This is a genomic window from Bacillus sp. MYb56 (assembly GCF_002976445.1).
GTDB lineage: Bacteria > Bacillota > Bacilli > Bacillales > Bacillaceae_G > Bacillus_A > Bacillus_A mycoides.
On the sequence record NZ_PCOH01000027.1, the window covers coordinates 1 to 15,377 of the forward strand.

Sequence of the window (15,377 nt, forward strand, 5' to 3'; positions counted from 1 at the left end):
AAGGTAATACAGGTGCCACTGGACCTCAAGGCGTTCAAGGTAACACGGGTGCTACTGGACCTCAAGGCGCTCAAGGTAACACGGGTGCTACCGGACCTCAAGGCGCTCAAGGTAACACGGGTGCTACTGGACCTCAAGGTGCGCAAGGTAACACAGGTGCTACTGGTATAGGAGTTACCGGACCTACCGGACCTTCTGGTGGGCCTCCTGGACCTACTGGACCTACTGGACCTCAAGGTAACACGGGTGCTACCGGACCTCAAGGTGTTCAAGGTAACACGGGTGCTACCGGACCTCAAGGTGTTCAAGGTAACACAGGTGCTACCGGACCTCAAGGTGCTCAAGGTAACACAGGTGCTACCGGACCTCAAGGTGTTCAAGGACCAACGGGTGCTACTGGTATAGGAGTTACCGGACCTACTGGACCTAGCTTCCCAGTAGCAACAATCGTTGTAACAAACAACATCCAACAAACAGTACTCCAATTTAATAACTTTATTTTTAGTACTGCAATTAACGTAAACAATATTATCTTTAACGGCACAAATACAGTTACTGTTATTAACGCTGGTATTTATGTAATTAGCGTATCTATTTCTACAACTGCGCCAGGATGCGCTCCACTTGGAGTAGGAATTTCAATTAATGGAGCTGTTGCTACTGACAACTTCTCTTCAAATCTAATAGGCGACTCACTTTCATTTACTACAATCGAAACATTAGCTGCTGGAGCAAACATTTCTGTCCAATCTACTCTTAACGAGATTACGATCCCTGCAACAGGAAACACTAACATTCGTCTTACTGTATTTAGAATCGCTTAAATTTCACTATTTATTGTTTATGACAAATAAAAAAAAGAGCGAGAAACTCGCTCTTTTTTTGTTATGTACAATAATTCATTACTACTCTAATTCAATTGAAACATTTTTTTGTGGTACAAATGTAGAAATTGCATGTTTATAAATAAGCTGTTGCTTACCTTCTGTTTCCAGCAGGACTGTAAAATTATCAAATCCTTTAATTAATCCACGAAGCTGGAAACCATTTAATAAGTACAGCGTAACGAACGTATTCTCTTTACGGAGTTGATTTAAAAACTGATCTTGAATATTGATTGATTGCTTCATGTCGAATCCTCCTCTTTTTCTCTACTTACTATTATTCGACTTTAGTTGTAGCTTTCCTTCTATGTATCGTAAAATTTCTGACGTTTTTTCACCATCAGTAACATCGAACCACGTGACATCCATCTTATTACGGAACCACGTTAATTGACGTTTTGCATAACGGCGTGAATTCGTCTTTAATTGTGATACCGCTTCTTCTAAAGATACACGATTCTCAAAATAATCATATATCTCTTTATAACCAATCGCTTGAATAGATTGACAATCTCGCACTCCTCTTTCATGTAAACCTTTTACTTCTTCTAATAAACCTTGTTCAATCATTAGGTTAACACGTAAGTTAATGCGATCGTATAGCATTTCTCGATCCATTGTCAAGCCAATTAATGAAACATCGTACAGTAACTCATTTTCTTGTTTTTCGAGCTGGTTACTCATTTTTTCACCCGTCGTGTGAAAAATTTCTAACGCCCGAATAACACGCCTTACATTATTGGCATGAATACGCTCCGCACTTTCTGGATCTACTTCTTGTAACTTTTTATGTACATATTCCACACCGTGTTCTAATGCTAACTTTTCCATCTGTTCTCGGTATGTAGCGTCCCCAGCCTCATCTGTAAACTGGTAATCGAATAGAACAGATTGTATATAGAGACCGGTTCCACCAACAATAATTGGTAATTTCCCGCGCTCTGTAATTTCTCGAATGCACTTACGGACACGTTCTTGAAATTCCGCCACAGAAAATGAATCTTCCGGATCTTTTATATCAATCATATAATGTGGAATTCCGTCCATCTCATCTGTCGTCACCTTTGCAGTCCCGATATCCATCGTACGATAAATTTGCATGGAATCACCACTAATAATCTCACCATTCAACGCTTTTGCAAGATCGATACTTAATTTCGTCTTTCCGACAGCAGTTGGCCCAATGATGACAGCAACTTTTTCACGTTGCACTTCTCCCATATCATTCAACTCTCTTTATGTAATATACTCCATCTATTGATTATACCCAATCTTACCAATTTTAACGGCATGATTGCAAGTTCTTTGAATCTAGTACATGAAATTACACAAAAAAAGAGCATAGCTTGTCCAATTCTGCATATACATGATAAAAAATAGCTCGGAGAGGGTGCAATGACTATGAAACAAGCGACTATCGATTTTCCATTATTAATAAAAGACCTTATTTTAGCTACTGCTACAAAAGAACAAAATTGTTCACAAGAAGAATTATACTTCGCACTAAATTGTTTACTACGTTCCTTTCATTCTACTCTTCAAGAAGCAACGTTACATCCAGAAAATAAAAATACAGAGTATATGCAAACTCAATTTTGCACCGCGTATAAAATTATTACAGGTAAAACAATTTACCCTTTTCAATAATTCTTATATAAAAAAAGCGGCCGCTTAGACATTTTCAAGCAGCCGTTTTTTATTTTAATAAATTATTTTATAACTTTCACTTTAACGGATTTACGCCCCCAACTATCAGCAGTGCTATCTGAACCAACTAAAACATCAATACGGTTTCCTTTAATCGCGCCACCAGTATCTCCAGCAATTGCTTCTCCATATCCTTCTACCCACACTTTTGATCCGAGAGGAATTACTTTCGGATCAACAGCAATAACTTTCATATTTGGATTCGCTGTTAAATCATGCCCCATCGCAGTTAACACACGACCACCATATGTGCCATTTTCACTCGGGTGAGCTGTGTAAGCTGTCGCTTCTACTGTTATTTCACGACCAGCAGGTTCACTTGTTTCAGTAGATTTTGCCACTGGCTTAGTTGCCGGCTTCGCTTGCGCTACTGGTTTACTTGATGCTCCACTTTTAACTGATTCTTTTCCATTAACTGCCGTATCATTTTTAGCCGGTGCTTTCTCCTTAACTGATGTATCATTTTTAACCGCCGTTTTCACCTTAGTTGGCGCTTCATCTTGAGCTGGAACTTCTTTTCTTTCAATAACAGGTGCTGTACCTGTTAAAAATGGTATGTGAACATACGCCGCTTTCCCGCCATATTCGAATTGTAACCATTCGTTTTGTACTTGATTTGTCGTTTCAATCAAGTCATCTTTTTTAAGCGTGCCAAGAATTTCTGAATCAGTATTCGCTCCAGCACGAATGTTTAATACGTTTGCTGTTACATAATAAGAACTTTTCGTAAACTCAGCACTTACAAAAGCTTCTTTACCATCTAATTTAATTTTGGACCATCCGTTTTCTGTATTTATAACATCTAATTTATTTCCACTTAACATTTTACCTACAAGTTTTGATTCTACAGTTGGGTTTTCTCTAACGTTTAATACATCTGTTGTTACAATCGTTTCCGCTTTAGCAGAACCTGCAAAAATCCCAAGACCAAAAACTGCTGCTGTTGCTATACCTAATAATTTTTTCATGAATAGCCTCCATTTGCTTTGTTTTCGTGTTCTCATTATAGCAACAGTTTTTTGTAGAATTTCGAAAATCACACAATTACAAAGCATTCGTAATAAACGATTAATGATTTGTAACATAAATTTCCATATTAAAAAATTGTATTTCTACCAAAATTAGCAATAGTTTTCATATATTTCTCACAAATTAGTATAAGAATTTTTTTCCAGAAAAAATTACAGTATTACTTTTTTGTTACAAAAAAATCACTTTTCATTACATATTTTACCAAAATCCATCATAATCCAATTATTAAATTACTTTTTATAACGAAAAAGGAACAACTCCTATTAGCTGTCCCTTTTTATCTTTTATTTAACTTTCTTCTTCCAAACACCTATCATAATAGCTGAAACAATCGTTCCAATTAATATAGAAACAATATATAGCAACGGTTTATTCACTAATGCGATAACAAACAATCCACCATGCGGTGCCGGCAATGTAATTTGGAATAACATAGATAAGGCACCCGCGATACTTGAACCAACAACACAACTTACTATTACTCGAACCGGATCGGCAGCTGCAAATGGAATCGCACCTTCTGTAATAAACGATGCTCCCATAATATAATTTGTTAAACCAGATTTACGTTCTGCTTCTGTAAATTTTGTTTTAAAGAATGTGGTTGCGAATGCAATCGCAAGTGGCGGTACCATACCACCAGCCATAACTGCTGAGTGCACTCCAAAATTCTGCGCTTCTATTGCAGCAATACCAAATGTAAATGCCGCTTTATTAATTGGACCACCCATATCAATTGCCATCATACCACCTAAAATAAGACCTAATAATATAGCATTCGTACCGTTCAAACCATTTAACCATCCTGTTAACATTTCATTTAATGCTACTACAGGCGGATTTACTACTTTTTGCATAACAACTCCTGTAATCAACAATCCAAAGACTGGATATAACAAAACAGGTTTAATTCCTTCTAACTGTACTGGTAATCCTGAAAATAATCTTTTCAATCCTAAAACAACATATCCAGCTAAGAAACCAGCAATTAATCCACCTAAAAATCCCGCATTCGCTTGTGCTGCTAAAAACCCACCTACAACACCAGGCATAAAACCAGGACGATCAGCAATAGAACTCGCAATAAATCCAGCTAAGATTGGTACAAGGAATAAAAACGCACCTGTTTTTCCTCCCCCAATAGACATGAACAATTCAGCTAAAGGACCTTCCGCTTTTATACCACCAAACGAAAACGCTAGCGCTATTAAAATCCCACCACCAACAACGAACGGAAGCATATTACTTACACCGCTCATTAAATGCTTATAAATTCCTAGCCCTTTTTCTTTCTCTACATTTTCTGCCTTCCCATCCTCTTTTACCCCTTTAAAGATTGGTGCATCTTGTTTTATAGCTCGATTAAGAAGGATTTCAGTTTTTCTAATCCCATCGGCGACTGGTACTTGAATGACATGCTTCCCAGCAAAACGATTCATTTCTACTTGTTTATCTGCAGCTACAATAATAGCCGTTGCGCGTTCAATGTCCTCTTTCGTTAAATCGTTTTTAACACCTGTTGATCCATTCGTTTCAACTTTAATCGCTATTCCTAACTCTGCTGCTTTTGCTTTCAAACTATCCGCAGCCATATATGTGTGAGCGATACCAGTCGGACAAGCTGTAACAGCTAATACGTATGGCTCATTCCCTTCCGGCTTTGCTACTTCAACTTCTTCGTCTTCTTTTTCATTCTCTTTTTCATCAAATAAACGGAGAAGCTCATCCTCATCCTTTGCTTCTAATAATTGCTTGCGGAACCCTTCATCCATCAATAACGTAGAGAGACGAGATAACGTTTCTAAATGAGTATTATTCGCCCCTTCACTCGCAGCAATCATAAAAAACAGATGTGCAGGCTGTCCATCAAGCGACTCATAGTTGATACCGCTTACACTTCTACCAAAACAAATCGATGGTTGTTTTACGGCATTCGTCTTCGCATGAGGTATAGCAATCCCTTCCCCTATGCCAGTTGTACTTTGTGACTCCCGCTTTAAAATAGCTTCTTTAAATTCAGCTTTACTATTTAAACGATTTGCTCCGTCTAATTTCTCAACTAATTCATCTATGACAGCTTCTTTATTTGAAGCTGTCAAGTTCATAATAACTGTATCCCTTTTTAATAGTTCTGTAATTTTCATATGTTGCTTCCCCCTATCGCTTAGTTACAATTACTTGCGACAATAATTCTTCTACTTTTTCTTTTTCACATAAATCAGCTGAAAATGCTGTTGCACTCCCTGTTGCAACGCCATATTGAAATGCCTTTTCAATATCTTTTGTCTGTTCATATTTACCTACAAATCCTGCAACGAGAGAATCTCCGGCCCCAACCGAATTAATTACAACACCTTTTGGAACAGTTGCTTCATATATACCTTGTGCCGTAAATAATAAAGCCCCATCTCCAGCCATTGATACGATAACATGCTCTACACCTTGTTCAACTAATTTTCTTCCAAACGGTAAAACATCTTCTACTGTTGAAATCTCTACTCCGAATAACTCACCAAGTTCATGATGATTAGGCTTTATTAAAAATGGTTTATTTTTAATTACATGCTGCAGCGCACTTCCACTTGCATCGACTACTACGCGAATACCTTTCTCAGCTCCGAGCGCTGCGATTGATTCATAAAAAGTAGTTGAGATAGACGCCGGTACACTTCCAGCTAGTACAACACAATCTCCCTGCCTCATACTTTCGATTTGTTTCATTAATTGTTCAAATTGTTCATTTGTCACATTAGGACCTTGCCCATTTAATTCTGTCTCTTCTTGCCCTTTTATTTTCACATTAATTCGGGAATCACCGTCTACTTGGACGAAGTTTGTTGTTACACCTTCCGCCTGTAATACATCTTTAATAAATCGACCGGTAAATCCACCAGTAAATCCAAGCGCTACATTTTCAACACCTAAACGATGAAGAACACGAGAAACGTTAATGCCTTTCCCTCCAGGAAATTTCATATCTTTCTCTGCTCGATTTACTGCGCCTAAATCGAAGGAATTAACTTGTACTACATAATCAATAGATGGGTTTAAAGTAACTGTATAGATCATTGTTTATCAGCCTCAATTACATTGGTTTGTCTTTTATATTTTTCTAAATCAATTTCTAAATGGTTTGTAATAATATTCGCTTCTTCAACATTGGCAATTTTCGCAAATGCAACTTCTGAGAACTTACTTTCATCAATTAAGAAATATCCTTCGTTCGCAAATGTTAATGCCATTTGTTTTAAAAGTGCCTCTTCTGGATCTGGAGTTGTAAAACCAAGCTGTTCATGTACACCATTTGCTCCTAAGAAACATTTATCAAAACGGTACTTTTGCATACTTTCCTGTGCCATAGCACCAATTAAAGCTTTCGTCCTACTCTTCATCATCCCGCCTAGTAAATACGCACGAATATTATTTTCAACTAAAGCTTCAATATGCATAAGTCCATTCGTTACGACAGTAACATCTTTGTTTATTAAAAATGGAATCATTTCAAATGTTGTACTTCCTGCATCTAAATAAACGCAATCCCCTTGTTCAACAATACTAGCCGCATACTTGGCAATTTGTTGTTTTATTTGAATGTTTTTGGATGATTTTTCAATCATCGTTGGCTCCTGTCCTTTTCCTGTTAAAACAGAGGCACCACCATGAACTCTTTTTAATAACCTTTGTTTTTCTAATTGTGCTAAATCACGACGAATTGTCGATTCAGAGCTTTCTGTTCTTTCAACTAATTGTTGTAATTTAACAACCTTCTGCTCTTTTACAAGTTGCAATATCATTTGATGACGTTCAGGAGTTAACATTTTATTCACCTCTTCTTTGATTACAGTATAATGAAAACGATCACAAAAATCAACCATAAACAGTCAAAAATAATCACTATCAATCAAAACCGGTTATAAACAAAAAAAAGAAACCTATTTGATACAACAATCAAATAGGTTTCTTCTCTCGCTTCACTTATAAAGAAGCTTTATAAATTGCAAGAACATCATCTTTATTTAATTTTTTAAAGTTACCGAATTCACCATAAGCCATCGCTTTATCCGCCATTAAGTCAATTTCACTTTCTCTAATAGCGTAATCAGCTAATGTTACTGGAGCTTCAATTGAAGTCCAAAATTGACGTAACGCCTCAATTCCCTCTAATGCAACCTCTTTATCTGTCTTCCCATCTGTTTCTACATCGAATACACGAATAGCGAACTGTTTAAAGCGACTCACATTTTCATCTATAACAAGCTTCATCCAGTTCGGGAATAGAATCGCGAGTCCGCCCCCATGCGGTATGTCATGAACAGCAGAAACTGCATGCTCAATATTATGAGTTGCCCAGTCTCCTTTTACTCCCATCGCTAAAATGCCGTTTAACGCCATAGTACCGCAATATAAAATTGTTTCCCTATGCTCATAATTTTCTAGATCACTTAAAAGCTTAGGAGCTGTTTCAATTACTGTTCTTAAAACAGATTCACAATAACGATCTTGTAATTCTGTATTCATGCCGTGATGGAAATATTGCTCTAATACGTGCGACATAATATCGACCATACCATAAATCGTTTGATCTCTCGGCACAGACGAAGTATGTAGTGGATCTAAAATTGAAAACTGAGGAAATGTAACTGGACTGCCCCAGCCGTACTTTTCATTCGTTTCCCAGTTTGTAATTACAGATCCTGCATTCATTTCAGAACCTGTTGCCGCAAGAGTGAGTACAGTACCGAACGGTAACGCCTCGCTAGCAAATGATTTTTTCGTTACAATATCCCATACATCTCCATCATATTTACTACCAGCAGCAATCGCCTTCGTACAATCGATTACACTTCCTCCGCCAACCGCTAAAATAAATTCGACTCCATTGTCTTTACAAATTTGAATCCCTTTCTTTACTGTTGATAAACGAGGATTCGGTTCAACTCCTGTCAACTCAAATACTTCCGCATTTATATCCTTTAAAATAGAAATCACATTATCATAAATACCATTTCTTTTAATGCTGCCTCCTCCATACACGAGAAGAACTTTTTTACCGAACTGTGGAATTTCCATTTTTAACTGCTCTAACTGTCCTTTACCAAAAATAAGTTTTGTCGGATTACGAAATACAAAATTTTGCATATATCTTTACCATCCCTTCTATATAAAAAGCAACTATACTTTTGTATACCACAATTTTTTCATTTCACAAAAATATTTGCCTAATAAAAAAAATCCCAGCCTACAGGCTGAGATTTTTTTTATTGATAATAAGGTGAGATCATTAAGTAAACAATAACACCAGATAAACTTACATATAACCAAATCGGCATCGTCCAACGTACAATTTTACGGTGACGTGTTAATTGATTCGTAAAACCAAACACAAGTGCAAACAATGCAAGCGGTACAATAATTGCTGCAAGGATAATATGTGTAATTAAAATGATGAAATACACATATTTAATAAATCCTTCTCCGCCAAAATGTGTTGCTGGCGCCAAGTAATGATACGATAAATAAGAAACACAAAATAGCAACGTCGTTGTAAATGCTGCTAGGATGAAACCACGGTGCATTTTCACATTCTTCTTAATAATAGAGTATAAAGCTGCTAATAAGAATACGAACGTAAAGCTATTAAAAATTGCATTTAACATTGGTAAAATTGTTACATCAAAATGTACTTCTCCTTCATAGCCAACAGGTCCAAAGAACAAAAATAAAATAATCGCATTTACAATTACAGAAAGCGTTATCACAATAGGAGCATAGCTTTTCTGATTCGTTGATTGATCCACCAAAATGGTCACTCCTCTTCCTTCAAATATGTATACGTAACCTCACTATTTTAACATATTATTCACAGTGTAAATGTGACAATAGTTTGACACAGTAAGACAGGGCAAAGAAAAAACCCTTCTTAACAATACTTCTTAAGAAGGATTTTATCGCTTTATTATTCAAATAGCAATGCGATTAGTTTTTGTTAAAAAACGTACTGCTATACGCTTGATATATTTCAGACACTTGATATCCCATTAATGAAATTGCTGTTAATGAAAAGAAACCAATCATAAGAAATCGAAACCACATATAAATCTCCTCCTTGTATTTAGCTTAAAAAACAGTCGCTATATTACAAGTTGAGTGGCACTCTTCATCGTCACTTTCCTTTTTCTTTACAATTGCTGTTATAAATCGAATCATAAAGAAAATCACAAAAGGAAATTGTTCGTAATTTACCTTGGCATAGTTTGGCAACGGCTCGCGCTGCACATCGAACGGAGATGAGAAGGAATAGAACATACCTTGCTCTTCCATATATACAATTACAATTTTCATACAAAACATTATTCCTAGAAATGAAACAATATCTTGCCATTCTGTCGTATATAAAAAGTTATACAGCTCTAATACGTACTCTTCCATCGTCATCCCCCCTTCCTTTTTTACCATTTTGCTCGCCTTCATATAAAAAGTCAAGAAAAAAGTTTATATTCACTATGACAATAGTAATTACTTGTTTCTATGATTATATATGATTCTTTTATAGCAATGATTGGGTGTAACTCTCTTCTAAAACAAGAAATTAGAATCGAACAGATTCCTCATTCTTACTTTTAGGATTCAACAATGTACTATTTTTATTTCTATTAAAAATAAAATAAGAAATTATTATAAGAACAGTAACAAGCATTGTTAAAAGCGCTTGTGAACGTAAAGATTCAATTGCGAGCATGGCAACTAAAACTGCTATAATCGCAGCAATTGTAACATATGTTACATATGGAAAAAGCCACATTTTCACTTTCAAATTTTGTTGTTCCGCTTTCCCCATTTTTTTACGTATCTTGAAATGTGAAACTGCTATAACGAGATAAACGAGTAACGCAATCCCGCCAGATGCATTCACTAAAAATAAAAATACTTTATCTGGAGATATGTAACTAAAAACAACTCCAATGTAAGCAAAGAAAGTTCCAAATAAAACCGCCCGAACTGGAACACCACTACTATTCAATTTCAAAAATGCCTTTGGCGCATCTCCTCTTTCTGCCATTGAAAAAAGCATTCTTGAGTTCGTATATAAACCCGAATTTAAACAAGAAAGTACAGCTGTTAAAACGATAAAATTCATAATTTGCGCTGCCGCTGGTATCCCTATATGTTCCAGTACCGCCACAAATGGGCTTTTTAGTATGTTCGCCGAATTCCACGGAAGGAGTGTAACAACTACAGCGATCGATCCAATGAAAAATACGAGAATACGCCAAATTACACTATTTGTTGCTGTTTTGACTGCCTTTACAGGTTCGGCAGACTCTCCAGCGGCCACTGCAACAATCTCAGATCCCATAAATGAAAATATAACGACGGTGATTCCAAGTAACACCGAACTTATACCATTTGGCATAAATCCTCCTTGACCTACCAAATTCGAAGTGCCAGGTGCTTCCGTTCCTGGTACAAATCCTAAAATAACAGCTAGTCCAAGACAAAGGAACAAAACAATACTTATTACTTTAATAAATGAAAACCAATATTCAAATTCTCCAAATGATTTCACCGAGAAAACATTCGTCAACGTTAATAAAATCGTTAATATTAAGCTTAATAACCAGAGTGGGATTTCTGGAATCCAGTATTGAATAATACCAGCACCTGCTGTAGCTTCTATTGCAATAACAATTACCCAGAAAAACCAATATAGCCACCCAATTGTATAACCTGCCCATGGACCAATTGCCTCTCTTGCATATGTTGCAAATGAACCACTTGTCGGATTAATAGCTGCCATTTCTCCTAGCATTCTCATAACGAAAATAACTAGAAGTCCTGCTAATGCATATGAAACGATAGAACCTGGACCTGCTGAATGCACAACCGCACCACTTCCAACAAACAAACCAGCTCCTATTACGCCACCAATGGAAATCATTGTAATGTGGCGTATTTTGAGGTCTTTCTTAAGATTTTTATCCAACTCTTGTACATCCCCTTCCAAACTTAATTTTGAAATTTATGTAAGAGTATTATGTGAAAAATCTTATCCTATACTTTAAAATATATCAAAATATTCTGAATTTAACAATCGTAATTCGACCTCCTTCAAAAATTATTTCATTAGGTTTAATAATTTCCCATACACAATTGTTGAGAAAATTATAGTCACCTTACAAAAGAATGAATTTTCAGATATCATTAAATAAACAAGATTATACATCTAGACAACTTTTTGTATAGGAGTGTTGATATGTTAAACAAGTTTAAATTCATTTGTTGTACTTTAGTAATTTTCTTACTGCTACCGCTAGCTCCCTTTCAAGCACAAGCAGCAAACAATTTAGGGTCAAAATTACTCGTTGGATATTGGCATAACTTTGATAACGGTACTGGCATTATTAAATTAAAAGATGTTTCACCAAAATGGGATGTAATAAATGTATCTTTCGGTGAAACTGGTGGTGATCGTTCCACTGTTGAATTTTCCCCTGTGTATGGTACAGATGCAGAATTCAAATCTGATATTTCCTATTTAAAAAGTAAAGGAAAAAAAGTAGTTCTTTCAATAGGTGGACAAAATGGGGTCGTTTTACTTCCTGACAATGCTGCTAAACAACGTTTTATTAATTCCATACAATCTCTAATCGATAAATACGGTTTTGATGGAATAGATATTGACCTTGAATCAGGTATTTACTTAAACGGTAATGACACTAATTTTAAAAAACCAACAACTCCTCAAATCGTGAATCTTATCTCAGCAATTCGAACGATTTCAGACCATTACGGTCCAGATTTCCTATTAAGCATGGCTCCTGAAACAGCTTATGTTCAAGGCGGCTATAGCGCATATGGAAGCATCTGGGGTGCATATTTACCTATTATTTACGGAGTGAAAGACAAACTAACATACATTCACGTTCAACACTACAACGCTGGTAGCGGGATTGGAATGGACGGTAATAACTACAATCAAGGTACTGCAGACTACGAAGTCGCTATGGCAGATATGCTCTTACATGGTTTTCCTGTAGGTGGTAATGCAAATAACATTTTCCCGCCTCTTCGTTCGGATCAAGTCATGATTGGACTTCCTGCAGCACCAGCGGCCACTCCAAGTGGCGGATATATTTCTCCAACTGAAATGAAAAAAGCTTTAGATTATATCATTAAAGGAATTCCTTTCGGAGGAAAGTATAAACTTTCAAATCAGAGTGGCTATCCTGCATTCCGTGGCCTAATGTCTTGGTCTATTAATTGGGATGCAAAAAACAACTTTGAATTCTCTAATAACTATAGAACATATTTTGATAGTCTTTCCTTGCAAAAATAATAAAAAACAACAATAGGTTTTATATGACCTATTGTTGTTTTTTATTTATGTAAATTACTTTTTCACTTCTACATGATGAAGAAATTCTTTTCCATCTCTTGAATAACTATTCACAAGACTTAAAAGCAACTTCCCACCAACCAACATCGCACGTTCATCAAAATCGAATTGAGGATGATGGTGTGGATATGTTGCCCCTATTTCTTCATTACCGGCACCTGTGAAGAAAAATGCTCCTGGAACATGTTCTAAGTAGTATGCAAAATCTTCTCCGCCCATAATAGGTGGTACTTCCATGACCCTTTCTTTGCCAAGATCGTGTTCCGCAACCGTCATAAAATGACGTGTTTCAGCTACATGATTTATTAATATTGGATAGCCTCGTTTATATTGAATATTAACTTCAGCATGAAGGGACTGACAAATCCCCTCAACAACTCGTCTAAATTCCTTCTCCATATATTCTCTCACTTCAGGATCTAACGTTCGAATGGTTCCTGTAAACGTAGCAGTATCCGCAATAATATTATCGGCTTGCCCGGCATGGAATGTACCAACTGTTAAAACTGCTGATTGAAGTGGATCGACTTTTCTACTCACTAAAAGTTGCAACTGATTAATAACTTGTGTTGCAACGATAATAGCATCTACAGTATGATGTGGCATACCGCCGTGACCACCTCGCCCTTGAATCTTCACTTCAAAAGTATCAGCTGCCGCCATCATTGCTCCAGCTTTCGTTCCAACAATTCCTAAAGGCATCTGAGAAGATAAATGTGTACCAAAAACAACATCTACTCCTTCTAAACAACCATCCTCAATCATGGCAATTGCTCCGCCAGGCTCTTTCTCTTCTGCATGTTGATGAATAAGGACTATTTTTCCTGAAAGTTGGTCTCTGTTATCACTTAATATTTTTGCAACTCCTAAAAGTGTTGCTGTATGTCCATCATGGCCACAAGCGTGCATTACACCAGGAACCTTTGATTTATATGAAACTTTCTTTTCATCTTGAATAGGTAGTGCATCAAAATCAGCACGTAGCGCCATCGTCTTCCCAGGTATTCCACCTTCAATTACGCCGATTACCCCTCTTCCCCCGACATCTGTTTTCACATCAATATGAAAACTTTTTAAAATTTCAGCTATTTTTTTCGGTGTTTCTATTTCTTGAAACGATAGCTCTGGGTATTGATGAAAATCTCTTCGCCACGAAACCATTTGATTATATAAACTTTCCAATTCTTTATGCCATGTTTCTATCATAGAAATTCCCCTTTCTTTTTAACAGTTTAAATAAAAAATACATAATATTCTGTATTTAATCAATAAAAAAAGAGAACTTTCTTTAAAAGTACTCTTAATTCTTCAAAATATTAAACGTTCTACTTCAGTCACTACTTTGCTTCAATACAAATAGTGAAAGTTCCGGTACACTCAAAAATCTAACAGGCATTCGGGTTGTCCCAATACCACGATTTACGTATAAATGTAACAGCTTACTCTTCCCTTCTAATTCATACATACCTTCAACATGACTCTCAGCTAGTTTTGTAGTAATTAAAGGACCTACAAAAGGAATTTGAACTTGTCCTCCGTGACTATGTCCTGACATTTGAAAATCGACTGGATAACGAGATACTTTATCTACAACATCCGGCTCATGTATTAATAGCATATTGAAATCTTGTTGTCTTAAGTTTTTTAAAGTCGAGTCTATTTGTGGCTTCCCTAATAAAAAATCATCCAAACCTGATATTGTAATATACTTGCCGTTTTCCGCTTTAATTTTCTGCACTTCATTTACTAACACAGAAAAACCAGCTTCCTCCATATACTTTTTGTAAAATAAACTACCGCCCCCACCTCTATCATGATTCCCAAACACAGCATATTTTCCTAGGGGAGCTTTAATTTTCTGCAAAATAACCTTTGCTTCTTCTCTTTCCGCACTATAGGATCCAAACTTATCTATTAAATCTCCTGTAAAAACTACTATATCTGGATGTAATTCATTCATCTTCTCCACCAAATTTTCTAGTTGTTTCAATGTAAAATCTGGTCCTAAATGTAAATCTGAGAACTGCAATATTTTTTTATTATTAAACTCTTTAGGAATTGTAGGAGCTTCTATTTCATTCCACGTAACTGTTACTAGTCTTCTTTCTATTTCAGTCGCATAGAAATACAAACTTACTGGTATCATTAATATACTTATGAAACTAATAATAAATATCTTTACGATTGATTTTTTTCGTTCTTTTTTTACATGATGCGTATTCATGTTTTCACCTCTAAAATCACTTTAAATCCTTATTGTTACATTAATGTGACAACATGAACAATGTTCGTTATATCCAATTTCAGCCCCAATCACTTTGACAAATTTATACAGAAATCATATCATATTTTTATCA

Annotated in this window: 15 protein-coding genes; 3 read left to right on the forward strand and 12 right to left on the reverse strand. The window is 36.1% G+C overall.

Going from position 1 to position 15,377, the window contains the following annotated elements; genetic code table 11:
* On the forward strand, positions 1–824 hold an 824-nt coding region (locus CQ058_RS24170), incomplete at its 5' end, for a Gly-Xaa-Xaa repeat protein (protein ID WP_142396402.1).
* 81 nt (positions 825–905) lie between these two features.
* Here the strand turns inward: CQ058_RS24170 and hfq are convergent.
* Positions 906–1,130, reverse strand: coding sequence for an RNA chaperone Hfq (hfq, locus tag CQ058_RS24175; protein WP_000813896.1), 225 nt, complete (start codon positions 1,128–1,130; stop codon positions 906–908).
* Positions 1,131–1,151: 21 nt separating this feature from the next.
* Positions 1,152–2,105, reverse strand: coding sequence for a tRNA (adenosine(37)-N6)-dimethylallyltransferase MiaA (miaA, locus tag CQ058_RS24180; protein ID WP_002192716.1), 954 nt, complete (start codon positions 2,103–2,105; stop codon positions 1,152–1,154).
* 180 nt (positions 2,106–2,285) lie between these two features.
* Between miaA and CQ058_RS24185 the strand changes: the two genes are divergently transcribed.
* Positions 2,286–2,531, forward strand: coding sequence for a hypothetical protein (locus CQ058_RS24185; protein ID WP_033728137.1), 246 nt, complete (start codon positions 2,286–2,288; stop codon positions 2,529–2,531).
* 62 nt (positions 2,532–2,593) lie between these two features.
* Here CQ058_RS24185 and CQ058_RS24190 read toward each other — a convergent pair whose 3' ends face one another.
* From CQ058_RS24190 to gabP, 8 genes are all read right to left on the reverse strand, one after another.
* Positions 2,594–3,559, reverse strand: a complete 966-nt coding sequence (locus CQ058_RS24190) for a 3D domain-containing protein (protein WP_002014694.1) — start codon at positions 3,557–3,559, stop codon at positions 2,594–2,596.
* A gap of 348 nt (positions 3,560–3,907) precedes the next feature.
* Positions 3,908–5,767, reverse strand: a complete 1,860-nt coding sequence (locus tag CQ058_RS24195) for a PTS fructose transporter subunit IIABC (RefSeq protein WP_002190435.1) — start codon at positions 5,765–5,767, stop codon at positions 3,908–3,910.
* 13 nt (positions 5,768–5,780) lie between these two features.
* The gene (pfkB, locus tag CQ058_RS24200; RefSeq protein ID WP_002128626.1) at positions 5,781–6,692 is read right to left on the reverse strand and encodes a 1-phosphofructokinase; all 912 of its coding nucleotides are present in this window, start codon (positions 6,690–6,692) and stop codon (positions 5,781–5,783) included.
* Positions 6,689–7,441, reverse strand: coding sequence for a DeoR/GlpR family DNA-binding transcription regulator (locus CQ058_RS24205; protein WP_002128628.1), 753 nt, complete (start codon positions 7,439–7,441; stop codon positions 6,689–6,691). Before CQ058_RS24205 ends, pfkB begins: the two co-directional genes overlap by 4 nt.
* Positions 7,442–7,598: 157 nt before the next feature.
* Complete coding sequence (locus tag CQ058_RS24210; RefSeq protein ID WP_002190436.1) at positions 7,599–8,762, reverse strand: iron-containing alcohol dehydrogenase; 1,164 nt, start codon at positions 8,760–8,762, stop codon at positions 7,599–7,601.
* A 119-nt stretch (positions 8,763–8,881) separates the two neighbouring features.
* Positions 8,882–9,424: a DUF420 domain-containing protein gene (locus CQ058_RS24215; RefSeq protein ID WP_000228316.1), complete on the reverse strand. Its 543-nt coding sequence runs from the start codon at positions 9,422–9,424 to the stop codon at positions 8,882–8,884.
* Positions 9,425–9,740: 316 nt separating this feature from the next.
* On the reverse strand, positions 9,741–10,079 hold the full coding sequence (locus tag CQ058_RS24225; RefSeq protein WP_080019309.1) for a hypothetical protein: 339 nt from the start codon (positions 10,077–10,079) through the stop codon (positions 9,741–9,743).
* 133 nt (positions 10,080–10,212) lie between these two features.
* Entirely contained in the window at positions 10,213–11,607 is a 1,395-nt protein-coding gene (gene gabP / locus CQ058_RS24230; RefSeq protein WP_000360102.1) for a GABA permease, read from the reverse strand.
* Between the two features lie 270 nt (positions 11,608–11,877).
* Between gabP and CQ058_RS24240 the strand changes: the two genes are divergently transcribed.
* Positions 11,878–12,960 carry a chitinase gene (locus CQ058_RS24240; protein WP_002190438.1) on the forward strand — a complete coding sequence of 361 codons (1,083 nt, stop codon included), beginning with the start codon at positions 11,878–11,880 and terminating at the stop codon, positions 12,958–12,960.
* A gap of 54 nt (positions 12,961–13,014) precedes the next feature.
* Here the strand turns inward: CQ058_RS24240 and CQ058_RS24245 are convergent, their stop codons facing one another.
* Entirely contained in the window at positions 13,015–14,226 is a 1,212-nt protein-coding gene (locus CQ058_RS24245) for a M20 metallopeptidase family protein (protein WP_002167780.1), read from the reverse strand.
* Between the two features lie 124 nt (positions 14,227–14,350).
* Positions 14,351–15,244, reverse strand: coding sequence for a metallophosphoesterase (locus tag CQ058_RS24250; RefSeq protein WP_002128636.1), 894 nt, complete (start codon positions 15,242–15,244; stop codon positions 14,351–14,353).
* Positions 15,245–15,377: the final 133 nt, after the last annotated feature.

Excerpts from the sequence above, each read along its gene's own strand:
- CQ058_RS24225 (WP_080019309.1), bottom strand. The coding sequence starts at position 10,079 with ATGGTAAAAAAGGAAGGGGGGATGACGATGGAAGAGTACGTATTAGAG.
- hfq (WP_000813896.1), bottom strand. The coding sequence starts at position 1,130 with ATGAAGCAATCAATCAATATTCAAGATCAGTTTTTAAATCAACTCCGT.
- CQ058_RS24210 (WP_002190436.1), bottom strand. The coding sequence starts at position 8,762 with ATGCAAAATTTTGTATTTCGTAATCCGACAAAACTTATTTTTGGTAAA.
- CQ058_RS24205 (WP_002128628.1), bottom strand. The coding sequence starts at position 7,441 with ATGTTAACTCCTGAACGTCATCAAATGATATTGCAACTTGTAAAAGAG.
- miaA (WP_002192716.1), bottom strand. The coding sequence starts at position 2,105 with ATGGGAGAAGTGCAACGTGAAAAAGTTGCTGTCATCATTGGGCCAACT.
- CQ058_RS24195 (WP_002190435.1), bottom strand. The coding sequence starts at position 5,767 with ATGAAAATTACAGAACTATTAAAAAGGGATACAGTTATTATGAACTTG.
- CQ058_RS24190 (WP_002014694.1), bottom strand. The coding sequence starts at position 3,559 with ATGAAAAAATTATTAGGTATAGCAACAGCAGCAGTTTTTGGTCTTGGG.
- CQ058_RS24185 (WP_033728137.1), top strand. The coding sequence starts at position 2,286 with ATGAAACAAGCGACTATCGATTTTCCATTATTAATAAAAGACCTTATT.
- CQ058_RS24245 (WP_002167780.1), bottom strand. The coding sequence starts at position 14,226 with ATGATAGAAACATGGCATAAAGAATTGGAAAGTTTATATAATCAAATG.
- CQ058_RS24250 (WP_002128636.1), bottom strand. The coding sequence starts at position 15,244 with ATGAATACGCATCATGTAAAAAAAGAACGAAAAAAATCAATCGTAAAG.
- pfkB (WP_002128626.1), bottom strand. The coding sequence starts at position 6,692 with ATGATCTATACAGTTACTTTAAACCCATCTATTGATTATGTAGTACAA.
- CQ058_RS24240 (WP_002190438.1), top strand. The coding sequence starts at position 11,878 with ATGTTAAACAAGTTTAAATTCATTTGTTGTACTTTAGTAATTTTCTTA.